Here is a 22,106-nt window from a genome sequence, read left to right on the forward strand (position 1 = left end):
ATTTGACCCGCCAGAGCGCCGACCCGGCGCTCGCAAGGATTCCCCATGCTGTACGACGTCGTCATTGCCGGTGCTGGCCCGGTGGGCCTGTTCCTGTCCTGTGAACTGGCCCAGGCCGGGTGTTCAGTGCTGGTGCTGGAACAGGCCAGGTCCGCCGGTTCGCCGTTGAAGCGCTTGCCATTCGGGCTCCGCGGCTTGAACGCCCCTACGCTGGAGGCATTGGATCGGCGCGGCCTGTTGGACGCGGTCGCCGCGACACAGGTGCTCAAGCCCGAGAAGGGGGCGCCGCCGCCCGGCACCGCCCATTGGCTCGCGCAGCCGCGGGCGCTGGGCGGCCACTTCGCCGGAATACCGTTTGTCTTGGACGACGTCGACCGCACGCGCTGGACCTGGCGCCTGCCGTCGCCGGTGGGCAGCCAGATGGCGGTGGAGCTGCAGGCCCTGGAAACGGTGTTGGCCGAACGTGCGACCACGCTGGGTGTGCGCATCGAACGCGGGCGTGCGGTACAGGCGGTGCGCGCCGGTGCCACCGAAGTGGAGATCGAGACCGCTGACGGGGCGGTACGTGGTCGCTGGCTGGTAGGTTGCGATGGAGGCCGCAGCACAGTGCGCAAGCAATGCGGTTTCAGTTTCATCGGCACGGATCCCGAATTCACCGGTCATTCGCTGCAGGTCGATCTGGAAGATCCCGGCGTGCTGACCCCGGGCCGTCAGTACACCGCGCAGGGCATGTGCAATTTCAATCCCCCCGGTGTGCTCGCGCTTGCCGATTTCGATGGCGGTGCCGGGCATCGAAAACCTCTCGTGCTGGATGAAGCGCAATCGCTGCTGCGACGTGTGTCTGCCCGCGACGTGACCATCACCGCGCTGCATCTGCACAGCACCTGGACCGATGGTGCGCGCCAGGCCAGCGCCTATCGCAACGGCCGCGTGCTGCTGGCAGGCGACGCTGCGCACGTGCATTCCCCGTTGGGAGGGCAGGGCCTGAATCTGGGCATCGGCGATGCGATGAACCTGGGCTGGAAACTCGCCAGCGTGATACGCGGTGACGCTGACGTGGCGCTGCTGGACAGCTATCACGCGGAACGGCATCCAATTGGCGCCAACGTACTGGACTGGTCGCGCGCGCAGGTTGCGCTGATGCGTCCTGGAGCCGGTTCGCGCGCGTTGGCGGCGGTCATGGCCGATCTGGCCGGCACCCGCGATGGCGCCACCTATCTGGCCGAACGGGTCTGGGGCGTGTCGCAACAGCTCGATCTGGGCGATGGCCATCCATTGGCCGGTCGCAGCGTGCCGGACTTCCTGCTGGCCGATGGCCGCCGCATGGGAGAGGTGCTGAGGACGGGGCAGGGGGTGTTGCTTGTGCTCGATGAGAACGGCGCTTCGTACAACCCCGTCGACCGTTGGCGGCAGCCGTTCCCCCGCATTGCCTCGGCGGTGGACGATGCGCTCGGCCTGGGGGCGGTACTGGTGAGGCCCGATGGAATTGTCGCGTGGGCCTGCGATGCGGGAGGTGATCAGGCAGGGTTGCGCCAAGCGTTGCAGCGCGGGTTCGGACTGCCGGAGGCTGACTGACGTACAGGGCGGAGGCGCAGCCGATGTGGGCTGCGCCGGGTGCGGTTACAGATCCTTCTTCTTGCCGCTCAGGTCGATCGGCCTGTCACTGCCCTTGCGCTCGCTCGACCACACTTCCATGCTCTTGTTGCAGCGGCTCTCGCGGGCAGCCACTTCGCGCGGCAGGTCCTTCAGATGCGGCGACTCCTGGCAGGCCTGATGCATGTTGCTGTCGTCATAGGTTGCACAGGCGCTGAGCGAGGCCAGAGTGATGGCGACGAGGGTGGTGCGGAGCAGGGGCTGCAGGTTCATGGGAGGGTCTCGGGTGGTGCCGGGCTGGCCATGGAATTCAAATCCGTGACACCGGGCGCAGACAATCCGACCAATCACACTTGTTATTCTATAACAGATGCGCGATAGTCAGGCGCCTGCTGCTGTCAGGCGACGCAGATCATCAGCATCATGCTCAGCGCCAGCATCAGCACGAATACGCGCCGGCTGAGCGCAAGGCAGGCCAGGCAGGCGGCCAGTGCCCAGGCAGCCAGCAGCGCGCAGGCCAGCAGCCACAGCCCGATCACCATCAAAGAGCCACTCGCCAGCGCTGACAGTGCGATCGCCTTGAACAGCGTCACGCCCAGCACACTGCCGAGCACGCCAGCCTGCAGAGCGATGGCATCGTGACGGGCAGGGGCGGGCGGGTGGCGCATGTCGGCGGCGTTCGTTTGCTGCAAGGGAGGCGCAGCCACTGTGCCCGATCACATATCCACGCCATGTGTTTTTTGCGCACGCGATGCAGGGCCGATGCAGGCCTCAGTCGAACTCACCCTCGGCCGATTCCAGCCGTTGCCGGTAGGCAGCGCGGTGCTGATACAAACGCTGGCATTCGGCCGACCTGTGGATGCGGCTGCCGGGTTCGTTGGCTACCGAGTCGCACATCCGCGCAATATGGTTGTTCTCTGCCAGCTCGGTGACGAAGAACACGGCCGTGATGCCGGTGCCGAGCAGCACGACATACAGCAGGCGGCTGAGCCAGCGCGACAGCTTGCGCTCGAAGTGCTGCTGGATGGTCAGGTCGAAACGGATGATGCTGAGCACGATCCAGATGATCGCAACCAGGAAGCAGAGCGTGGGCAACAGGCCGCGCCAGAGCCCGGCCTCGTAGACCGATTCGTTGTAGTGGACAGCGGCCCCGGCACCGGCGATGGCGATGGCAAGTGCCCAGTTGCGGCCCAGCGAGAGCAGGTCATCGAGCAGCTTCTCGCGGTTCCTGGTTGATCCTGCTGCCACGTGGGTTCCATCTCCATGCTGCGACCGGCGGCGGACTGCCGCCGGCCCTGCAGATGGTGGAGCATCGCTGCGGCGATGAGAAGACCACGCGGCTCAATGTGCGATGGCGCGGGCGCTGATCCAGCGCCGGTAGCGGCGGGTCCGACACTGTGCGGCCGCCTGTGCCAGCAGCAGTGCCCACGCCGGTGAAACCGTGGGTGCGGTGGGGCGGCGCCGGCTCAACCGGCCCAGCTGATACTTCACTGCCGCCATGTGCGCGCTGGCCGCCAGCGGCTTGCTGCGCCAGTTGATGTTGCGCAGCGTCGGCACCGGGTCGCGGCCCTGCTGCCAGTGCTGTGGCAGATCCGGCTCGATCGCCAGTGCGGTGGCGATGCCGACCATGGCTACGCCGCTGGCCAGTACCTGTTCTGCCACCTCGCGGCGGCGGATGCCGCCGGTGACCATCAACGGCATCGTTGCCACCGTGGCGATCTCGCGTGCGAATTCGAGGAAGTACGCTTCGCGGGCCACGCTGCGATCGTCGCGTGCGGCGCCGGTCATGGCCGGTGCTTCATAGCTGCCGCCGGACAGTTCGACCAGATCCACGCCGAGGGGGGGCAGCATCTCCACCACGGCGCGCGCATCCTCGGGCGAGAAACCGCCGCGCTGGAAATCGGCGGAATTGAGCTTCACCGCCACCACGAACGTGGGCGCCACCGCCGCGCGTACACCCTGCACGATCTCCAGCAGCAGGCGCGCACGGTTTTCCAGGCTGCCACCCCAGTGGTCTTCGCGCCGGTTCGACAACGGCGACAGGAACTGGCTGAGCAGGTAGCCGTGCGCGGCATGGATCTCCACCCCGCTGAAACCGGCGCGCTCGGCCAGTTCGGCACTGCGGATGAAGCGCGCGATCACCGAGTCGATGTCGTCCTCGGTCATCGCCTTCGGCGGTGCGAACTGCTTGGACAGCGCGCCCATCTGCAATGCAACGGCCGACGGCGCGAGCGCGGGTTGACCGAGTGCGGCCGGCATCTGCCGCCCCGGGTGATTGATCTGCATCCACATCTGCGCACCCCGCGAGCGGGCAGTGTCCGCCCAGGCAGTGAAGCGGTCGAGGTGGCGGTCATCCTCCAGTACCACGCCGCCGGGCCCAGTCATGGCGCGCCCATCGACCATCACGTTGCCGGTGATGATCAGTCCGGCGCCGCCGTCGGCCCAGCGCTGGTACAACTGCAGCAGCGCTTCGGAGGGAGCGTGGTCGGCGTCGGCCATGTTTTCCTCCATCGCCGCCTTGGCGATGCGGTTGCGGATGACGGCACCGGAGGGCAGTGCCAGGGGCGAGAACAGCGACATCGGACAGCTCCAGGACAGGGGAATGGGGCTACGCTAACCTTCAAGTTTGATTGAAGGTCAACAGGCTTCCATGTCGAGGATTCAGGCAGGTGAAGATCGGTGAGCTGGCCCGCCGCACGGGTCTGGCAGCGTCGCGCATCCGCTTCTACGAAGAGGCCGGGTTGTTGGTGGTCCAGCGCCAGGCCAACGGCTACCGCGATTATCCGGAGCAGGCGGTGCTGCTGCTGGAACTGATCACCGGTGCGCAGCGCGCCGGTTTCAGCCTGGAAGAGATCCGCGCGCTGTTGCCGCCGGACATGGGCCAGTGGCAGCACGAGGCACTGATCACGATGCTGCAGCAGAAGGTGGCCGACATCGAAGCGCTGCAGTTGCGGCTGGCAGAGAGCCGTGCGCACCTGCTGGCCCTTATCGAGGACATCCAGGCGCGGCCGGAGGGCATTGATTGCGCGGCCAACTCGCGGCGGGTGCTGGACCGCGTGAAGCGTGGTGAGCTGGCGCGGCCGACGCTGGCGGCCGGCGACGTGGCGATGCTGCGACCGGATCGCCGCCGCCGCATGGGCAACGGCTGACGACCCGGCGCGGTGTTCAGTGGCTGCCTGTGACGGTGATCTTGCGCTTCTTGTCCACCATCACCGCCACGCACCACAGCAGCAGGCCGCCGATCGCGGTGGCTGCACCGACGTAGCCAGTGCTGGCCGGGCTGAAGCCGGCGCTGATCGCCATGCCACCCAGCCACGGGCCGAGCGCATTGGCGGTATTGAAGGCGGCATGATTGGAGGCGGCAGCCAGGGTCTGCGCTTCGCCGGCCACGTCCATCAGGCGCGTCTGCAGCACCGCAGCCAGCGCACCCATGGTGCCGACGGTGATGATCATCGGGCCGATGGTCCACACCGATTGTGCGGTCAGCGGATACAGCAGCAGCATCACGATCGACCACAGCAGCACCACCGCGGCGGCCTTGAAGTGGAACTTGTCCACCAGCCAGCCACCGGCGATGTTGCCGATGATCGCGCCGATGCCGAACACGCCCACGGCCAGCGGCATCCACGATTCGGCCACGCCGGTGACCTGCACCAGGGTCGGCGCCAGGTAGGTGAACACGCAGAACATGCCGGCGAAACCGACCGCGCCGATCGCCAGTGCCAGCCACACCTGGGTGGTGTTGAAGGCACGCAGTTCGCGCATCGGCGAGGTGCGCACCTCGTCCGGATCGGGCAGCAGGAAGCGCGCGATCATCGCCACGGTGGCGATGGCCAGCACGCTGACCAGGGCAAAGGCGGTGCGCCAGCTCAGCTGCTGGCCCAGCCAGGTGGTCAGCGGATTGCCGACCAGGATCGCGATCGACAGGCCCAGCAGTACGCGCGACATCGCCTGGCCGCGCTGGCCGGCCGGGCTGATTGCCGCCGCCACCAGCATCGCCACCCCGAAGTAGGCGCCATGCGGCAGGCCGGCGACAAAACGCGCGATCAGCATCGTGCCGTAGTTCGGTGCCAGTGCGCTGGCCAGGTTGCCGACAGCATAGAAGCCCATCAGTGCCAGCAGCAGCTTGCGGCGCGGGAAGCTGGCGCCGACGAAGGCCAGGATCGGCGCACCGACGACCACGCCGATGGCATAGGCGCTGATCAGTTGGCCGACCTGGGTTTCGGAGATCGACAGGCCACGGCTGATCTCCAGCATCAGGCCCATGCTGGCGAACTCGCTGGTACCGATGGCGAAGCCGCCCAGGGACAGGGCAAGGATGATCAGGGTGCGCTGACGGGGCGTCAGCCGCGCAGCCAGGGAAGAGTTGGGGCTCATGCGGGGGCGCGATGGGGGCGGGGAGCCGTGCATTGTACTGCTGCACCGCAACAGCAGCAGCCATGCTGAGGGTAAATCAGCGTTTGATCCGTGGGGTTGCGGCAAGCCGGGCACGGGCTCGGTACGAAAGCAGGTTCGGCGCATTGTTGTCGGCGTCCTGCATGTAATGACGACATGGACGTCGGCATGATGCGAAACACAGGGGCTGCGGAGTGCTGGAACAAGGAGGATGTCGATGCAGGAATTCAGGCATGTGCTGGAGACGCGCGGCCGCTATCAGCTGGTAGCGGTGTCCTACGCGCCGGTGTACGCTCCGGGCGATGTGGTCGGCCATGCGGTCGTCGCCGACGATGGGGATCGTCTGACCGACCTGATGTCGCTGGCCGAAGCGCGCCAACGCCTGCAGGCACTGGTGCGTGAAGAGGGCGAAGAGCCCGGGCTGGAGAACGAAAACCACCTGCGGAAGAAGGCGTCGCGCTGGCGCCGCCGCTAGGCCGTCGCGCCCTTGTGCGCATCATGGAGGATCCGGGTGTTGCCCAGTAAGAAGTATCTGCTCATCGCCATCATCACGCTGGCGACCCTGCTGCTTGGTTTCGTGTTTTCCGGTTACCTGACCCTGTTGTTGCTGGGGCTGGACACCAAGCTGTTCACCTGGAACACGTACTACCAGTATTACCACGCCATTGGCCAGCCGCAGGTCGCGCCGTTCGTGGGCAAGATCAAGTGGGCCGGCTATCTCGGCTTCGGCCTGCCGCTGTTGGTCCTGCTGGTGACCGGCCTGGTGCTGCTGCTGAAGAAGGACAAGCGCTCGTTGCACGGCGACGCGCGCTTTGCCACCGGCGGCGACCTGTCCAAGCACGGCATGTTCAAGAAGACCGGCCAGAGCATCGTGGTTGGCAGCCATGGCGGCAAGCTGGTGCGGCTGGACGGCCAGCAGTTCGTGATCCTTGCAGCGCCCACCCGTTCAGGCAAGGGCGTGGGCGTCGTCATCCCGAACCTGCTGGAGTACGGCGAATCGCTGGTGGTGCTGGACATCAAGCAGGAGAACTTCGACCTGACCAGTGGCTGGCGTGCCAGCCAAGGGCAGGAGATCTACCTGTTCAATCCCTTCGCTGAAGATCGGCGCACGCACCGCTGGAACCCGCTCAGCTATGTGTCCGATGACCCGGCGTTCCGTGTCTCGGACCTGATGAGCATCGCCGCAATGTTGTATCCGGACGGGGCCGAGGACCAGAAATTCTGGGTCAGCCAGGCGCGCAATGCGTTCATGGCCTTCACCCTGTATCTGTTCGAGAACTGGGATGACGAGCGCAGCAGCGGATTCCCGGGCGGCTCGGGCACGCCGACGCTGGGCGCTGTCTACCGGTTGTCATCGGGCGACGGCACCGATCTGAAGAAGTACCTCAAGGCCTTGTCGGAGCGGTCGTTCCTCAGTGGCAACGCACGTTCGGCATTCGCCAACATGCTGTCCCAGGCCGATGAGACCTTCGCCTCGATCCTGGGCACCTTCAAGGAGCCGCTCAATCCCTGGATCAATCCGGTGCTGGACAAGGCCACCAGCAGCAACGACTTCCTGCTGACCGATGTCCGCAAGAAGAAGATGACCATCTACATCGGCATCCAGCCGAACAAGCTGGCCGAGAGCCGGCTGATCATCAACCTGTTCTTCAGCCAGTTGATCAACCTCAACACCAAGGAACTGCCCAAGTCCAACCCGGACCTGAAGTACCAGTGCCTGCTGTTGATGGACGAATTCACCTCGATCGGCAAGGTCGAGATCATCGCCTCGGCGGTGTCCTACATGGCCGGTTACAACATCCGCCTGCTGCCGATCATCCAGAGCATGTCCCAGCTTGATGCCACCTACGGCCGGGAAGTGTCACGCACGATCATCACCAACCACGCACTGCAGATCCTGTACGCGCCGCGTGAGCAGCAGGACGCCAACGACTACTCGGACATGCTGGGTTACACCACCATCCGCAAGAAGAACGTCACCCATGCCCGCGAGAAGACCCACAGCTTCACTGAAGAGCGGCGCGCACTGATGCTGCCGCAGGAGCTGAAGGCGATGGGGCCGGACAAGGAAGTATTCCTCTACGAGGGCATACCGCATCCGGTGAAGTGCGACAAGATCCGCTATTACAAGGATCGCTATTTCACATCGCGGCTGCTGCCGAAGGTCGACGTTCCGATGCTTAACGTCTAATTCACGTCGCTAAATTTGTGACGTGGATTCATATTCACCGACGTGAAACCGTGAGCTGAGTCAAAAATTCGGCATCTGTTCATAGATTTTCAGACTTGTCTGACATGGAATTGACGCGTGGTTGTGTAACTCTGTGTGCGTCATCCAGAAGTGTGTGCTGGATGGCAAAAGTTGTAACGCAGGGTGGCCAGGAGTTTGTGCCATGGAAACAAGGATGGTTTCGACGTTGGTGAGGGTGTGCGGGTGTGTCGTCGGCAACGTCTGGCGGCCCCGCGACCTGGTTGGCAGCTTTCGGGCTGCAGGGGAGCCGGGGCAGGTGTGCTGCATGCCAGCGCGTCTCCCCGATTCCGGCGTGCGCCATGCAGCGCCGGACGGCCAGGGAACCAACGCTCGGGACTGCTTTTTCGTACGTCAAAGTGAAGCCCGTATGAATCAGGCGTTTATCGCGAAAATCTCCATCGCCGCAGTTGCGGCGCTGATGGTGGCAGGGTGTGCCACCAAGCCGGCCCCCGATTTCGGCGGCCGCTGGAAGCCGGTCAACCGCTTCGCCGCGGCCACAACCGAGATCCCGCTGTACTCCAGCTACGTCTACCAGGCCTCGCCGATGGATGGCACGCTCAAAGCCATGCTCGAGCGCTGGGCCAAGGATTCCGGACGAACACTGGACTACCGCCTCAGCTCGGACTTCACGCTGTATGGCGCGGTCTCGAAGATCGACACCACCAATGCACAGCAGGCCGTGATCGATCTGACTTCGGCGTATTCGGCGCAAGGCATCTCCGTCTCCATTGTTGGCAACCAGATCGTTGTGCAGAGCGCTGGCTCGACGCCCACCGCGTCGGCGCAGAGCGCTGATTCCAACAGCGGCACCTGAGTCCACCTCGAAACCATCGAACGTGCCGCTCCCCGCGCCTGTCGCAGGGGCTCCATGCCCATTGATGTTTCAGCAGTACGGAAGAATCCATGTTCCGCAAGAAGGATCCCGGCAACAGTCCCAAGGTCGAGCAGTCGGTCGCCAAGGCGGTCAGCTACGAGATCACCGTGGCCGACATGGCGCGTCGCAGCGAGCGCCGTGCCTGGTGGGTCGCCACGGGCTCGTTGCTGATGTCGCTCGCACTGGCGGGCGGCTACTACTACATGCTGCCGCTGAAGGAGAAGGTGCCGTTCCTGGTGATGGCCGATGCGTACACGGGTACCGCGACGGTCGCACGCCTGAGCGGGACCTTCCAGGGCGAGACGATTACCAGCAACGAAGCGATCAATCGCAGCAATGTGGCCCAGTACGTACTGGCGCGCGAGTCGTACGACTCGGCGGTGATGGGCCTGCGCGATTGGGAACTGGTGTTCGTGATGTCCACCGATCCGGTGGCGCAGTCCATGCGCGTGCGCTATGCCGGCAACAACCCGCAGAACCCGTTCGTGATGTATGGCCGCGAGCGTGCCATCCGGGTCAAGATCCTCAGCATCACGCCGCTGGGCGCCGAAGCGAACGGCAGCTTCCGCGGCGCTTCGGTGCGCATCCAGCGCAGCCTGCTGGACAAGCGCACTGGCGTTGCCACCTACCTGGACAACCAGCTGGTGACGATGCGCTTCGGCTACAACCAGAACCTGGCGCTGTCCGAGCAGGATCGCATCCTCAATCCGCTGGCCTTCCAGGTCACCGAGTATCGCGTCGACAACGACTATTCCCGTGGCGTCCCGGTGCCGGATGACGGCGCCATGCAGGCGCAGGCGCAGCAGGCTGCACAGGCCGCGCAGCAGGCCCAGGGTGTCTACGATCCCAACAACCCGGCCGCGGCCACGATGATCGATCCGGCCACCGGCCAGCCGGTCGCCGTCCCGGCCAATGGCCCGACGCCGGGCCAGCCGATGCCGGGCCAGCCGATGCCGGGCCAGCCGATGCCGGGCCAGCCGATGCCGGGTCAGCCCGTACAGGGGCAGCCCATGCCGGGTCAGCCGGTGCAGGGGCAAGCAATGCCGGGGCAGGCCATGCCCGGACAGCCGGCCATGAGGCCGGCGCAGAACAATTCCACCGGAACTGCTGATGGAGCAAGCAACCGATGAGTAGTCGAAATATCAGGGGAAGCGCACTGGCGCTGCTGTCGATGTTGTCGCTGTTGTTTTCAGCAGCGGCGATGGCGCAGGCGGTGGACCATTACGAGTACGAGAAGGACCGCATCTATCCGGTTCGCACCGGCCTGGGCCTGACCACCCAGATCGAGTTGAGCCCGAACGAGAAGATCCTCGACTACAGCACCGGCTTCAGCAGCGGCTGGGAACTGACCCGTCGCGAGAACGTGTTCTATCTCAAGCCGAAGAACGTCGACGTCGACACCAACATGATGGTGCGCACCGAGACCCATTCCTACATCTTCGAGCTCAAGGTGGTGGCCACTGACTGGCGCCAGCTGGAACAGGCCCGTCGTGCTGGCGTGCAGTACAAGATCGCCTTCACCTACCCGAACGACACCGTGTTCGGCGTCGCGCAGGAAGCGGTGGAAGAGGAGGCGCAGCCGCTGTTGAGCTCTGAACTGGCCAAGGACCGCCAGTACAACTTCAACTACTCCTATTCGACCAGCAAGGCGAAGAAGATGGGTTGGCTGATCCCGGTCAACGCCTACGACGACAGCCGTTTCACCTACCTGAAACTACCGAATTCGCCGGAGTACAAGACCGGTATCTTCCCGGCCGTGTTCGGTCGTGAAACGGAATACGGTGAAGACTTCGTGGTCAACACCACGGTTGAAGGCAATACGCTGATCGTGCACGGGACCTACCCGTACCTGGTCATCCGCCACGGCGACTTCGTCGTCGGCCTGCGAAGGAACGTGAAGAAATGAGCCAGCAGAACACTCCCGGAAACGACCCGAACAACGGACGCGACGAGAGCCAGAGTCCGTACGGTGCACAGGCTGCTCCGGAGGCGCAGACGAATCCGTACTTCGGCACGACCCAGGCTGAGCCTGCACCGGATCTGGACGCGGCCGCGCCGCAGCTGCGCTCGGCTGAAGAGCAGCGATTGAACCGCAAGGCGCTGCTGTTCCTGGGCGGTATCGTGGTGCTGCTTGTTGCCATGGGCTTCCTGCTGTTCCGCAAGGGCCAAGACAAGGACGATGCGCCGAAGGTGCCGGATGTTGCGCGCGCGAGCACGCCAACACTGCCGGATGCTGTCCAGACCGATCCGGGTCCGGCGCAGGCAATGCAGCCCGTTGATCCGATTCCGATGTTGCCGCCGCCTCCATTGGGGCCGAGTCGCCCTGAGCCGCCAGTGACGTTGGAAGATCGCTCCGCGGGCCCTCGTGGTCCGACGCTTGCCGAGCGTCGGATGGGTGCCAGTGCCGACGGTTTCGTTGGCAATGGCAGTTCACAGGATGAGGAGCGCTCGCAGCAGGCGGGCATGGACGAATACACGCGGGCAATGCTGCAGCAGATGAACGGGCAGCAGAATGCAGCGCCAGCGCGCGTGCGTCGTGGCCCCGACGTGGATGACGTGTCCAATGCCAGCTACATCCGCAGCCCCGATGCGCTGCTGGTGCGAGGAACCTATCTGCGCTGTGTACTGGAAACCCGCATCATCACTGATATCGCGGGCTACACCTCGTGCCTGGTGACAGAGCCGGTGTACTCGATCAACGGCCGCAATCTGCTGCTGCCGAAGGGCTCCAAGATCTATGGCGCCTATGGCGGTGGTCCTACCGGCAAGCGGGTGGAAGTGATCTGGGACCGCATCACCACGCCGAACGGTATTGACGTGGCAATGTCCAGCCCGGGCGTGGATCAGCTGGGTGGCGCCGGTCATCCGGGCCAGTACAGCGCGCACTGGGGTAGTCGTATCGCCTCGGCGCTGATGATCAGCTTGCTGGCTGATGCGTTCAAGTATGCCGCCGCCGAACATGGCCCGGAGACCACCACGGTGGCCAACAACGGCATGACCATCCAGTCGCCCTATGAGAGCGCCACCGCGCGCACCATGGAACGCCTGGCCAACGAGTCGCTCAGCCAACGTCGCCCGCCGACCGTGACCATCAACCAAGGCACCATCGTGAATGTGTACGTCGCCAAGGACGTCGACTTCACGAGCGTGCTGCATCCTCGCCGGTAACCCAACGAACGATCATGGACGCTGAAGTGTCACCCCTTGCCCTCGTCTCCAGCGATTTCCTGCGCTATCAGTACGAAGTGCTGGGCATCGCCGAGTACATGACTTCCCCGGAAGTGACGGAAATCTGCATCAACCGTCCCGGTGAGCTGTACCTGGAAACCCGGGCGGGGTGGCAGCGGGTAGATGTGCCGAGCCTGACCTTCGAGCGGGCCCGGCAGTTCTGCACGGCGGTGGTGAACGAGAGCAACACCGGCCAGCGCATCACTGATGCCGATCCGGTGGTCTCGCTCACGTTTCCCACCGGCCAGCGTGCCCAGTTCGTGATTCCGCCGGCGTGCGATGCAGGCAAGGTGTCGATCACCATCCGTCTGCCGTCCAAGCACACCAAGTCGCTCAGCCAGTATCACGAAGATGGGTTCTTCAACCAGATCCTGGAAAGCGATGGCAGCATCAGCGAGCAGGATCGCGAGCTGCTGGAGCTGCGTCAGCAGCGCGAGTACGCCGAGTTCTTCCGGCGTGCGGTGATGTACCGCAAGAACATCGTGGTATCCGGTGCGACCGGTAGCGGCAAGACCACCTTCATGAAAGCGCTGGTCAATCATATTCCGGACAACGAACGCCTGGTCACGATCGAGGACGCGCGCGAGCTGTTTCTGACCCAACCCAATGTGGTGCACCTGCTGTACTCCAAGGGTGGGCAGAGCACCAGCAATGTCAGTGCCAAGAGCTGCATGGAAGCCTGCCTGCGCATGAAGCCCGAGCGCATCATCCTGGCCGAGCTGCGCGGTGACGAGGCGTTCTACTTCATCCGCAACTGCGCATCGGGCCACCCGGGTTCGATCACCAGCTGCCATGCAGGCAGTCCGGAGCAGACCTGGGACCAGTTGGCCCTCATGGTGAAGGCCTCCACCGAAGGTTCGGGCCTGGAGTTCAACGTGATCAAGCGACTGTTGATGATGACCATCGACATCGTCGTGCATATCAAGGCGCACGCCGGTTCGCGCTACATCACCGGTATCGATTTCAATCCTGGGCGTGCCCAGGGGCAGGAGGGCTGAAGGATGCTGCCAGGACTGGAGATGATGGCGTGCCCGGAGATGGCGGTGTCGATGGACGTGATGCAGCACGTCATCAACGTTGAATCGTCACGCAACCCTTATGCCATCGGCGTAGTCGGTGGCGCTCTGGTGCGCCAGCCCAAGGCGCTGGACGAGGCACTGGCGACGGTTCGGATGCTGGAAGAGAAAGGCTACAACTTCTCCATCGGGCTGGCCCAGGTCAACCGCTATAACCTCGGCAAGTACGGTCTGGATTCCTACGAGAAGGCTTTCCAGCAATGCCCGAACCTGCAAGCGGGTTCTCGGATCCTCGCCGAGTGCTACAAGCGCTCCGGTGGTGACTGGGGCAAGTCATTCAGTTGCTACTACTCGGGCAATTTCGAGACTGGCTTCCGCCATGGCTATGTGCAGAAGGTCTATGACTCGATGCGCCGTGGGCAGCAGCTTGCCAGCAATGGTGTTGCACCGATCGACGTGGTGAGTCGCGGCGAACGCCGCAGCGTGAAGGTCGAGCATCACCCGCAGCTCGCTTCGCCGGCGCAGGCGCGCATCGTTGCGCAGGCGAGTGGCCCGGTGTACGTGCCGTCGGAAGACCCGGCACGTGCGTATGTCGTGTATCCGTCCACCGGTGCAATGGCGCGGGGCAGCCTGCTGAACATCGCCGACCAGGCGCTTTCCAAAGTGGTACTGGGCTCGGTGGATCGGATGATGCAGCCGCAGGCGCAGCCCACCCAAGGGGCCGCCTATCCGCAGCAACAGGCCGGTGGCATGCCGCAGCAGCTGCCTCAGCAGGGTCCGGCGCAGGCGATGGCCATGCCGCAGCAGTTGCCAGGTGCTGCAGGTGGCAGCAACGAGGGCCCTGTGATGTTGCGGCCCTGGAATGAGCGCAATCAGCCAGTGGCCGGCAATGGCAGTTCATATAACGCACCGGCACAGTCCGCACCGGTGCAGCAGATTCCCGCAGGGGATGCGGCCTTCGTGTTCTGACGAAGTCGTGGTACGGCCAGTCCCCCGGCTGGTCGATTCAGTTGTGTTAGTCCATCAACAAGGAAATCAATCCATGAAGCGATCCAATCTCGACCTCGTCCAGGCCCAGCGCACGCTGAAGACCTTGCTGATGGCCACTCTGTTCGTCGGCGCACTGTTTGCCCCGCAAGTCTTCGCCAACGGCGCCACCGACTTCGGCGGCACCGACAAGAAGGTCTGCAGCTTCTTCAACAACATCAACGGCCTGCTGAACATCGCCTCGATCGCCGTGGTCACCATCGCGGTGATCTTCGCTGGTTACCAGATCGCCTTCGCGCACAAGCGCATCGCTGACGTCGCCCCGATCCTGATCGGTGGCGTGCTGATCGGCGCCGCAGGCCAGATCGCGCGCATGCTGCTGGGTGATGGCAGCGACGGCAAGTGCGGTGGTGGCACCAGCACCTCCTACCTGATCAACCACGTGATCCAGTACTACAGTGCATAAGAACGTCGTGTTCCGCGGCTGCACGCGTCCAGCGATGTTCCTGGGCGTTCCCTACCTGCCATTCTTCATGGTGGCAGGCGGGCTGTTGCTGCTCAGCATGTACACGAACTTCTGGTTCCTGCTCACCATTCCGGTGGCGGTCTTCATCATGCGGCACATGGCCAAGCGTGACGAAATGATCTTCCGCCTGCTGGGCCTGCGCCTGATGTTCAAGCTGAAGGTGCGCAACGTGCAGGAGCACGATGGCATGTGGGTGCTCAACCCCAACCATTACCGCAACAAGCCGGCCCGAATGGATTGAGGTCCGGATCCGGCCTGGCGGGCATCCGCGCCCGCCAGGTCTCTTGAAACTTCTTGGCAGTACCTCTTTGGAAGCAGTCGTATGTTCAGCCCTGATACCTCCATCAGTGAGTTCATCCCGTTGTCGTCGCATGTCGCCCCGAACGTGGTCAAGACCACGGGCGGCGACTACCTGCTGACCTGGCATCTGGAAGGGCTGCCGTTTGTCGGCCGAGAGGAGTGGGAGCTCGAGCATCGCCACAACACGTTCAACCGTCTGCTGCAGACGTTGCGCGCGCCTGACTTTGTCAACGTCGCTTTCTGGGTGCACGACATCCGTCGCCGTCGCACGTTGAAGGGCAAGAGCAACTACAGGCAGCGCTTCAACCAGGACGTTTCCGACCAGTACATGGGCATGCTGTCCTCGCAGCGCATCATGCAGAACGAGCTGTACCTGACCATGATCTATCGCCCGGTGGTGGCGGGCAAACGCTTCGTCGAAAAGTCGGCGAACGTGGAGAAGCTGCGCGCCGAGCAGGAGCAGGCGGTAGAGAAGTTGATGGAACTGGCCGGCAACGTCGAGGCCGTGATCCGCGACTACGCGCCGTATCGCCTGGGTATGTACGAAGCCAAGAATGGCGTGGTGTTCTCGGAAACGCTGGAGCTGTTCGGTTACCTGATCAATCGCATCGACGAGCCGGTGCCGGTGCTGTCGGCACCGATCAAGGATTACCTGCCGGTCAGTCGCCACATGTTCTCGGCCAAGACCGGCGATTTTGCGATCAATACTCCCAACGGTGCCAATCACTACGGCGCCATTCTGAACATCAAGGAGTATGCCGAGGGGACTTACCCGGGCATCCTCAACGGCCTGAAGTACCTCGACTACGAATACGTCATCACCCATTCGTTCAGCCCGATGGGGCGCCAGGACGCGCTGAAGGTGCTCGACCGTACCAAAGGCATGATGATCTCCTCCGGCGACAAGGCGGTCAGCCAGATCGTCGAGCTCGACCAGGCCATGGATCAGCTGTCGTCGGGCAACTTCGTGCTGGGTGAGTATCACTTCATCATGGCTGTCTACGGCGACACTCAGGCCAAGCTTTCGCAGAACGTCGCCTCGACCCGCGCCGAGCTTTCCAATGCCGGTTTCGTATCGACCAAGGAAGACCTGGCCGTTACCTCGTCCTTCTATTCGCAGCTGCCGGGCAACTGGCGCTACCGCACTCGACTGGCCAACGTCAGCTCGCTGAACTTCCTGGGCCTGTCGCCGCTGCACAACTTCGCCACCGGTAAGCAGCACAACAACCCGTGGGGCGACTGCGTCACCACGCTGCAGACCACCAATGGCCAGCCGTACTACTTCAATTTCCATGCGACCCATCCCTCGGAGAATTCGCTGGGTGAGAAGGCGATCGCCAATACCATGGTGATCGGCAAGTCCGGTACCGGTAAAACCGCGCTGATCAACTTCCTGCTCAGCCAGGTGCAGAAGTACGAGCCGTCGCCGACCATCTTCTTCTTCGACAAGGACCGCGGTGCTGAGATCTTCGTGCGTGCCTGCGGAGGAAACTATCTGGCCCTGGAGAACGGCGCGCCGACCGGCTTCAACCCGTTCCAGTGCGAGAACAGCGAAGCCAACGTGCAGTTCCTGGCCGACCTGATCAAGGTGCTGGCCGGCAAGCGCGAATACAGCGCCCGTGAGGAAGAGGACATCTACCGCGCGGTGGAAAGCATGCTCGATACGCCGATGCACCTGCGCAGCATGACCAACTTCCAGAAGAGCCTGCCCAATATGGGCGACGATGGCCTCTACGCGCGCATGCGCCGTTGGACATCGGGCAACTCGCTGGGCTGGGTGTTCGATAATCCGATCGATACCGTTGACCTGAGCAAGGCCAACATCATCGGCTTCGACTACACCGACATCATCGACAATCCTGAAGTGCGCGTGCCGGTGATCAATTACCTGCTGCACCGCCTGGAGTCGCTGATCGACGGTCGTCCGCTGATCTATGTGATGGACGAATTCTGGAAGATCCTGGACGGCGAAGGTGGCCTGAAGGAGTTCGCGAAGAACAAGCAGAAGACCATCCGTAAGCAGAACGGTCTCGGCATCTTCGCTACGCAGAGCCCGGAAGATGCGCTGAAGAGCGATATCTCCGCCGCCCTGATCGAGCAGACCGCTACCCTGATCCTGCTGCCGAACCCGAATGCCAGCAAGAGCGACTACATGGACGGCCTGAAGCTGACCGAGGCCGAGTTCAGGGTGGTGACTGCACTGGACGAGCGCTCGCGCTGCTTCCTGGTCAAGCAGGGCCATGCCTCCAGCGTGTGCCAGCTCAACCTGCGCGGCATGGACGACATCCTGTCGGTGATCTCGGCTTCGACCGACAACATCGATGTCATGCATCGGGTCCTGCAGACGGCCGCGGTCCGCAATCGCGTCACTGTAGACGAGCTCAGCCCGGAGCAGTGGCTGGAAGATTTCTACAAGAACCGGAAGGGGTCGGGAAAGGAACCCCGGTCCGACGCGGCCTGATGGCCGTGCGAGCAGGAGACAGGCAAGTGGACGTCAATCAGAACAACAGGAGTTTTCCCATGAACAACGTCAAGCGTCGGGCCAGCGCCCGCAAGGTACTCAAGCCGATGGCCAAGGTGCTCGGCGTTGCCTTGGCCCTCTCAGCGACCAATGCGGGCGCCATCGGCCCGGTGCAGGAAACGGGTCCTGCGCTGTGGCAGCACATCCTCAATCAGATCAATACGTACCAGGCCCGTTTCCAGGAGAAGTACCAGTTCGTCAAGGAGAACACCCAGTGGGCACGGGACTGGGCGCAGACGATCAAGGAGTACCAGGAGACGATGGTCCAGATCCAGGGCATCGTGAATTCCTTCGGGTTGCCGGATTCCGCCCCGCTGACGCCGGTGCCACCCAATTATCTGGTTGCCGAGACCTGCGGAATCGGCACCGACCTGAAGACTCTCGCGACCCGGGTCGTTTTCAATTTCAAGGGCGATTGGAAGGATCAGCAGCAACAGATCTGCGTGAACATCCGGATGATGCAGAACCGCAAGTACAACGATGCGGTGGACTTCATGCTCAAGACGATGCCGTCGTTCTTCGATAGCCTCGATGCAATCGAGAAGCAGCGAAATGTCAGCAATCTGCTCGGCAACGTCAACGCAACGCAGAACGACACGTTGCGCACCGCGAACGACATGGCAGCCAAGGCAAAGTCCTTCGAGGCACAGCAGAAGGCCTACGATGCCTACATCGAGGTGATGGAAGCCAATCAGAAGGTCGTCGCACAGGCAGCGCTGAAGGGCGACCCGATGAAGACCATTGCCAGTGATCTGGTCAAGACGGCGGCGCTGAAGGCAGCGCTGTCCATCGACTGATGCATGGAATGGAGCACCAAGGGGGCGCGCGTCTGCGTCGCCCCTCATGTGATTGCAGTATTACCAAGGGAATGTGGGTATGACGATCAGGTCGATTGCCAACTTTGATTTTTCGGGCGGATTCCAGGATCTGATGGGGCACGTCGCGCGTGTCCAGTCGATTGGCGATTTCGTGTTCTTCAAGCTGATCCTGGACTACCTGCGGGACAGGATCGGCAAGTTCGGCTTCGACCTGATGGACAACATGATGGCGTGGGTGGGCGGCATCGCGCTGACCCTCATGACCTTGTGGGTGCTGATCCAGGGCTATCGAATCGTTACAGGCCGCAGCCGCGATTCGATGATGGTCCTGGTAACCAACATGGCGCGCGCAGCGTTGATTGTGGCCGTTGCCACCAGCATGGGCATGTTCGGGCGCGATCTTCATGAGTTCCTGACCGAGGACGTGAAGGGCCTGATCACCCACGTTGTCACTGGCAAGGATCAGAAGCCGGAAGAGCAGATCGACAAGAGTCTGGCTTGGATGCAGGTGGCGCTGTCCAGCATTGATGGCATCAAGATTCTGAATGACCCTGGATTGCAGGAAGACAAGACCCGGGCCATGTGGTTCATCGGCCTCGGCACCGGTGGTCCAGCGGTAACTGCGGGTTCAATGCTTCTGCTCTACGAAGTAGCAATGGCGTTGTTCATCGGATTCGGGCCCTTGTTCATTCTTTGCCTTCTGTTCGACCAGACCAAGCAGTTGTTCCAGCGATGGCTGTTCTACGGCATTGGAACCATGTTCTCCATGGCGGTATTGGCAGCCATGGTCTCGATTGCGCTGGACATGGTGATTCGCGTGTCTGCGTCGTTCTGGGTGACGGCGCTGGTGAACAAGTTCCCGTTGATGGGCGCGTCCAGCGACGGCATGACCAGTCAGGCGATGCAGCAGGGCGGCATGGGACTGATCCTGACGACCCTGATTCTGACTGCGCCCCCAATGGCGGCCATGTTCTTCCAGGGCACCTTGGGTAGCTTCATGGCATATTCGCAGATAGGTGGCAGCGCGGTTGCGCAGGCGCCGGGCCCGAGTGGGCAGCCGCCGGGTAGTTACTACACGCCTCCGGCTCCAGAGAAGGGGAGCACCGGGCATGGAGCAAGCGGAGTGGGGCAGATGGGTAGATCAACTGGATCTCCACATGTTGCCGATACGCCGTCGGATACAGGCCGATTTGCCAAGGCACCTATTTAGCTCGCGGAGATGCGCGTTGTCTGTGTAAGGAGAGTTGCCTGATGAGAATGATCCATTTGCTAGCGCCGTTGGTGTTCATGTTCGCCACATCGGCCCTTGAGGCTCAGGCTGAGGGGCGATGTCCTCCTGGGCAGTACCCGATCGGAGGGAAGGGAGTCGGTGGTTGCGCCCCGATTCCTGGAGGCGAAGGTGCAGCTACCAGTGGGCCCAGAGCGACGGGTAAATGGATCAAGACTTGGGGCGCAATATCATTGGCGCCGTCGGGCGCCTCTGGCTCCTCAACAGGGCGGGTACGGAAGACGGAGGCCGCTGAGGAAGCGCAGAGGAAGTGTGCTGAATCCGGCGGAGTGGGATGTAAGGTTACAATTACATATAAGAATCAATGCGTGGCCGCCGTTGTCGCCAGCTCGGGCACAGGTGGAACCACGCAGTTTGGTACCGGTGCAACGATCGAGGGTGCCACAGAGTTTGCCTCCCGCCTCTGTGCCTCGAAAGGAGGGAGCGATTGTGCTGCCGTCTATTCCGCTTGCTCTGAGCCGATCTTCGAGGAATTCTAAAAATCCTATCGCGAGTCTGTGGTCGTCCGACTGGCGTCCTGGCACAGTCCTTTATGGAAAGAATCTGGAAGATTTAATGTCAGGCAGGTCGAAATGGTGAGGTGCCCGGTAGTTGCGCGCTGACTCGGGCGTTTGGTGTAGAGGCGAATCGGCTTCCGTAACTCGGGTGCGTGGTGGCGGAAGGATGAGTGACAGCGGATCAGATGCTGGATCTCGCATCGCCCCGGGATTGAGTGCGAGGCGGCTTGGAGACCAATCCTCAATGGCAAGGGGATTAGACGTGAAAAGGCGTCGTTCCGACCTGCGGTGAGGAAGTTTGGTGGCATGAAAGCACTTGACGCCAAGCGACTCGAGAGTCTGGGGTGAGAGCCTGCGGCTGAAGAAGCTGCACGCCGAGAAGTTTGATCGAGAACGACGGCATCCAGAATGCGATGCGAAAGGCGCATCTTTCTTAGGGGGGGGATGCCCGTTTGCTGCGCTGTGGAAAAGGGTCGCAAGACTACCGGATAATCACCGGCCGCAGCCGCGACTCGATGATGGTCCTGGTAACCAACATGGCGCGCGCAGCGTTGATTGTGGCCGTTGCCACCAGCATGGGCATGTTCGGGCGCGATCTTCATGAGTTCCTGACCGAGGACGTGAAGGGCCTGATCACCCACGTTGTCACTGGCAAGGATCAGAAGCCGGAAGAGCAGATCGACAAGAGTCTGGCTTGGATGCAGGTGGCGCTGTCCAGCATTGATGGCATCAAGATTCTGATGACCCTGGATTGCAGGAAGACAAGACCCGGGCCATGTTCTTCCAGGGCACCTTGGGTAGCTTCATGGCATATTCGCAGATAGGTGGCAGCCCGGTTGCGCAGGCGCCGGGCCCGAGTGGGCAGCCGCCGGGTAGTTACTACACGCCGGCCGCTCCGGAGAAGGGGCAGTCCGGCCAGGACAGTGGTGCGCATGATCGACATGCGACCGCACGTTCAACCCTTCCGTCGTCGGAATCCTCCAGGGTTGCCGAAACCGGTCTCAGAGCTGCACATCCCGGCAATCAATAGCCCCATGCGTACGGAGTAGAAGTGTGAAATACATGTTTCCTCTCATTCTTGTCGGCTTGCTCCTATGTTTGTTTGTGACGGGTGAGGCGAGAGCGGAAGGGCGTTGTCCGCCAGGGCAGTACCCCATTGGTGGTCAGGGCGTAGGTGGATGCGCACCTATTCCGGGCTCTGGTACCGGTGGCGTCCAGAGCGGCCCCATTGCTACTGGGCGTTGGATCAAGACTTGGGGGGCTATTGCGGGGGCGGCAAGCACGGGCGATATGGGGGCTTCCGTTGGAAGGCGTTCCAAGCGAGAGGCTGTCTCAGAAGCGCTTGCTCGGTGCGCGACACATGGAGCGAAAGACTGCAAGATCGATACAACGTACAAGAACCAGTGCGTCGCATATGCTGACCCTGAGCCGAGCAGTAAGGGAATAGTTTCTATTTCAGTCGCCGGCTCAAGAGAGGAGGCGACCAGTCGGGTTCTCTCCTACTGTGCGAAGAACGGTGGAGGGCAATGCAAGGTGTTGTACACGGATTGTGCTGAGCCAATATTTGAATCTTTCTGAGCTATGTCAGTCGAATCACAGGTGAGATTCTTGAATCGGCCTTTGCATGATGGAGATGGCCTGCCGAAAAGCAGGCCATCTCATTTGTCGGCGAGCTGGAGCAGCTGATCTAGTTGGTAGGGTTAGGTGTCTTCACTAATCACCTGAGTGCAGTTGTATGGGGTTTCCCTCGTCTGGGACATGGTAATTTTGGCGTCGGATTCGTTCTGAACAAAGGCGCTGGTGAACAAGCCA

At 62.5% G+C, this 22,106-nt stretch carries 21 protein-coding genes and 2 pseudogenes; 18 read left to right on the forward strand and 5 right to left on the reverse strand.

The window, feature by feature from the left end; all coding sequences use genetic code 11:
- Positions 1–45: 45 nt before the first annotated feature.
- Complete coding sequence (locus tag N7573_RS08925; RefSeq protein WP_279912165.1) at positions 46–1,575, forward strand: FAD-dependent monooxygenase; 1,530 nt, start codon at positions 46–48, stop codon at positions 1,573–1,575.
- 45 nt (positions 1,576–1,620) lie between these two features.
- Here N7573_RS08925 and N7573_RS08930 read toward each other — a convergent pair whose 3' ends face one another.
- The 4 genes from N7573_RS08930 to N7573_RS08945 all read right to left on the reverse strand — a co-directional run bounded on the left by N7573_RS08930 (position 1,621) and on the right by N7573_RS08945 (position 4,173).
- Positions 1,621–1,866, reverse strand: a complete 246-nt coding sequence (locus tag N7573_RS08930; protein WP_049398237.1) for a hypothetical protein — start codon at positions 1,864–1,866, stop codon at positions 1,621–1,623.
- A gap of 125 nt (positions 1,867–1,991) precedes the next feature.
- Positions 1,992–2,261 (reverse strand): hypothetical protein, encoded by a 270-nt coding sequence (locus N7573_RS08935; RefSeq protein ID WP_032128601.1) that lies wholly within the window; start codon positions 2,259–2,261, stop codon positions 1,992–1,994.
- 103 nt (positions 2,262–2,364) lie between these two features.
- Complete coding sequence (locus N7573_RS08940; RefSeq protein ID WP_049398236.1) at positions 2,365–2,841, reverse strand: hypothetical protein; 477 nt, start codon at positions 2,839–2,841, stop codon at positions 2,365–2,367.
- A 93-nt stretch (positions 2,842–2,934) separates the two neighbouring features.
- Positions 2,935–4,173, reverse strand: a complete 1,239-nt coding sequence (locus tag N7573_RS08945; RefSeq protein WP_279912164.1) for an NADH:flavin oxidoreductase/NADH oxidase family protein — start codon at positions 4,171–4,173, stop codon at positions 2,935–2,937.
- Positions 4,174–4,262: 89 nt separating this feature from the next.
- Here N7573_RS08945 and N7573_RS08950 point away from each other — a divergent pair, with 89 nt between their 5' ends.
- Positions 4,263–4,742, forward strand: a complete 480-nt coding sequence (locus N7573_RS08950; protein ID WP_132810395.1) for a MerR family transcriptional regulator — start codon at positions 4,263–4,265, stop codon at positions 4,740–4,742.
- 16 nt (positions 4,743–4,758) lie between these two features.
- Here the strand turns inward: N7573_RS08950 and N7573_RS08955 are convergent, their stop codons facing one another.
- Positions 4,759–5,970, reverse strand: coding sequence for an MFS transporter (locus N7573_RS08955; RefSeq protein WP_279912163.1), 1,212 nt, complete (start codon positions 5,968–5,970; stop codon positions 4,759–4,761).
- A 235-nt stretch (positions 5,971–6,205) separates the two neighbouring features.
- On the opposite strand from N7573_RS08955, the gene N7573_RS08960 reads away from it, so the two are divergent.
- The 16 genes and pseudogenes from N7573_RS08960 (at position 6,206) to N7573_RS09035 (ending at position 21,872) form a co-directional block, all read left to right on the forward strand.
- Positions 6,206–6,463, forward strand: coding sequence for a hypothetical protein (locus N7573_RS08960; protein ID WP_006374755.1), 258 nt, complete (start codon positions 6,206–6,208; stop codon positions 6,461–6,463).
- A 36-nt stretch (positions 6,464–6,499) separates the two neighbouring features.
- Positions 6,500–8,179: a type IV secretory system conjugative DNA transfer family protein gene (locus tag N7573_RS08965; RefSeq protein ID WP_279912162.1), complete on the forward strand. Its 1,680-nt coding sequence runs from the start codon at positions 6,500–6,502 to the stop codon at positions 8,177–8,179.
- 427 nt (positions 8,180–8,606) lie between these two features.
- On the forward strand, positions 8,607–9,053 hold the full coding sequence (locus N7573_RS08970; RefSeq protein WP_279912179.1) for a hypothetical protein: 447 nt from the start codon (positions 8,607–8,609) through the stop codon (positions 9,051–9,053).
- 89 nt (positions 9,054–9,142) lie between these two features.
- The gene (locus N7573_RS08975) at positions 9,143–10,243 is read left to right on the forward strand and encodes a type IV secretion system protein (protein WP_279912161.1); all 1,101 of its coding nucleotides are present in this window, start codon (positions 9,143–9,145) and stop codon (positions 10,241–10,243) included.
- On the forward strand, positions 10,240–11,019 hold the full coding sequence (locus N7573_RS08980) for a TrbG/VirB9 family P-type conjugative transfer protein (RefSeq protein WP_006374751.1): 780 nt from the start codon (positions 10,240–10,242) through the stop codon (positions 11,017–11,019). The genes N7573_RS08975 and N7573_RS08980 overlap by 4 nt, the downstream gene beginning before the upstream one ends.
- Positions 11,016–12,281 (forward strand): TrbI/VirB10 family protein, encoded by a 1,266-nt coding sequence (locus N7573_RS08985; protein ID WP_032129527.1) that lies wholly within the window; start codon positions 11,016–11,018, stop codon positions 12,279–12,281. Before N7573_RS08980 ends, N7573_RS08985 begins: the two co-directional genes overlap by 4 nt.
- A 14-nt stretch (positions 12,282–12,295) precedes the next feature.
- Entirely contained in the window at positions 12,296–13,339 is a 1,044-nt protein-coding gene (gene virB11, locus N7573_RS08990; protein ID WP_032129526.1) for a P-type DNA transfer ATPase VirB11, read from the forward strand.
- Between the two features lie 15 nt (positions 13,340–13,354).
- A pseudogene (locus N7573_RS22305) lies at positions 13,355–13,819 on the forward strand (lytic transglycosylase domain-containing protein); the annotation flags it as partial.
- A 580-nt stretch (positions 13,820–14,399) separates the two neighbouring features.
- Positions 14,400–14,810 carry a TrbC/VirB2 family protein gene (locus N7573_RS09000; protein WP_006374697.1) on the forward strand — a complete coding sequence of 137 codons (411 nt, stop codon included), beginning with the start codon at positions 14,400–14,402 and terminating at the stop codon, positions 14,808–14,810.
- On the forward strand, positions 14,803–15,111 hold the full coding sequence (locus N7573_RS09005) for a VirB3 family type IV secretion system protein (RefSeq protein ID WP_006374695.1): 309 nt from the start codon (positions 14,803–14,805) through the stop codon (positions 15,109–15,111). Before N7573_RS09000 ends, N7573_RS09005 begins: the two co-directional genes overlap by 8 nt.
- Before the next feature lie 81 nt (positions 15,112–15,192).
- Positions 15,193–17,631 carry a VirB4 family type IV secretion/conjugal transfer ATPase gene (locus N7573_RS09010; protein ID WP_279912160.1) on the forward strand — a complete coding sequence of 813 codons (2,439 nt, stop codon included), beginning with the start codon at positions 15,193–15,195 and terminating at the stop codon, positions 17,629–17,631.
- 59 nt (positions 17,632–17,690) lie between these two features.
- On the forward strand, positions 17,691–18,488 hold the full coding sequence (locus N7573_RS09015) for a hypothetical protein (RefSeq protein ID WP_049398226.1): 798 nt from the start codon (positions 17,691–17,693) through the stop codon (positions 18,486–18,488).
- A 79-nt stretch (positions 18,489–18,567) separates the two neighbouring features.
- Positions 18,568–19,719 (forward strand): type IV secretion system protein, encoded by a 1,152-nt coding sequence (locus N7573_RS09020; RefSeq protein WP_279912159.1) that lies wholly within the window; start codon positions 18,568–18,570, stop codon positions 19,717–19,719.
- A 77-nt stretch (positions 19,720–19,796) separates the two neighbouring features.
- Positions 19,797–20,276 carry a DUF4189 domain-containing protein gene (locus N7573_RS09025; RefSeq protein WP_232528379.1) on the forward strand — a complete coding sequence of 160 codons (480 nt, stop codon included), beginning with the start codon at positions 19,797–19,799 and terminating at the stop codon, positions 20,274–20,276.
- Between the two features lie 500 nt (positions 20,277–20,776).
- A pseudogene (locus N7573_RS09030) lies at positions 20,777–21,192 on the forward strand (hypothetical protein); the annotation flags it as partial.
- Positions 21,193–21,356: 164 nt separating this feature from the next.
- On the forward strand, positions 21,357–21,872 hold the full coding sequence (locus N7573_RS09035) for a DUF4189 domain-containing protein (RefSeq protein ID WP_182267872.1): 516 nt from the start codon (positions 21,357–21,359) through the stop codon (positions 21,870–21,872).
- Positions 21,873–22,106: the final 234 nt, after the last annotated feature.

The sequence above is a fragment of the Stenotrophomonas sp. GD04054 genome, from assembly GCF_029836955.1.
In the GTDB taxonomy this organism is placed as follows: Bacteria; Pseudomonadota; Gammaproteobacteria; order Xanthomonadales; family Xanthomonadaceae; genus Stenotrophomonas; species Stenotrophomonas maltophilia_A.

Bases quoted from the DNA above. Each gene is read 5' to 3' on its own strand.
- N7573_RS08925 (WP_279912165.1), top strand. From the start codon at position 46: ATGCTGTACGACGTCGTCATTGCCGGTGCTGGCCCGGTGGGCCTGTTC.
- N7573_RS08930 (WP_049398237.1), bottom strand. From the start codon at position 1,866: ATGAACCTGCAGCCCCTGCTCCGCACCACCCTCGTCGCCATCACTCTG.
- N7573_RS08935 (WP_032128601.1), bottom strand. From the start codon at position 2,261: ATGCGCCACCCGCCCGCCCCTGCCCGTCACGATGCCATCGCTCTGCAG.
- N7573_RS08945 (WP_279912164.1), bottom strand. From the start codon at position 4,173: ATGTCGCTGTTCTCGCCCCTGGCACTGCCCTCCGGTGCCGTCATCCGC.
- N7573_RS08955 (WP_279912163.1), bottom strand. From the start codon at position 5,970: ATGAGCCCCAACTCTTCCCTGGCTGCGCGGCTGACGCCCCGTCAGCGC.
- N7573_RS08960 (WP_006374755.1), top strand. From the start codon at position 6,206: ATGCAGGAATTCAGGCATGTGCTGGAGACGCGCGGCCGCTATCAGCTG.
- N7573_RS08970 (WP_279912179.1), top strand. From the start codon at position 8,607: ATGAATCAGGCGTTTATCGCGAAAATCTCCATCGCCGCAGTTGCGGCG.
- N7573_RS08975 (WP_279912161.1), top strand. From the start codon at position 9,143: ATGTTCCGCAAGAAGGATCCCGGCAACAGTCCCAAGGTCGAGCAGTCG.
- N7573_RS08980 (WP_006374751.1), top strand. From the start codon at position 10,240: ATGAGTAGTCGAAATATCAGGGGAAGCGCACTGGCGCTGCTGTCGATG.
- N7573_RS08985 (WP_032129527.1), top strand. From the start codon at position 11,016: ATGAGCCAGCAGAACACTCCCGGAAACGACCCGAACAACGGACGCGAC.
- virB11 (WP_032129526.1), top strand. From the start codon at position 12,296: ATGGACGCTGAAGTGTCACCCCTTGCCCTCGTCTCCAGCGATTTCCTG.
- N7573_RS09000 (WP_006374697.1), top strand. From the start codon at position 14,400: ATGAAGCGATCCAATCTCGACCTCGTCCAGGCCCAGCGCACGCTGAAG.
- N7573_RS09010 (WP_279912160.1), top strand. From the start codon at position 15,193: ATGTTCAGCCCTGATACCTCCATCAGTGAGTTCATCCCGTTGTCGTCG.
- N7573_RS09015 (WP_049398226.1), top strand. From the start codon at position 17,691: ATGAACAACGTCAAGCGTCGGGCCAGCGCCCGCAAGGTACTCAAGCCG.
- N7573_RS09020 (WP_279912159.1), top strand. From the start codon at position 18,568: ATGACGATCAGGTCGATTGCCAACTTTGATTTTTCGGGCGGATTCCAG.
- N7573_RS09025 (WP_232528379.1), top strand. From the start codon at position 19,797: ATGTTCGCCACATCGGCCCTTGAGGCTCAGGCTGAGGGGCGATGTCCT.
- N7573_RS09035 (WP_182267872.1), top strand. From the start codon at position 21,357: ATGTTTCCTCTCATTCTTGTCGGCTTGCTCCTATGTTTGTTTGTGACG.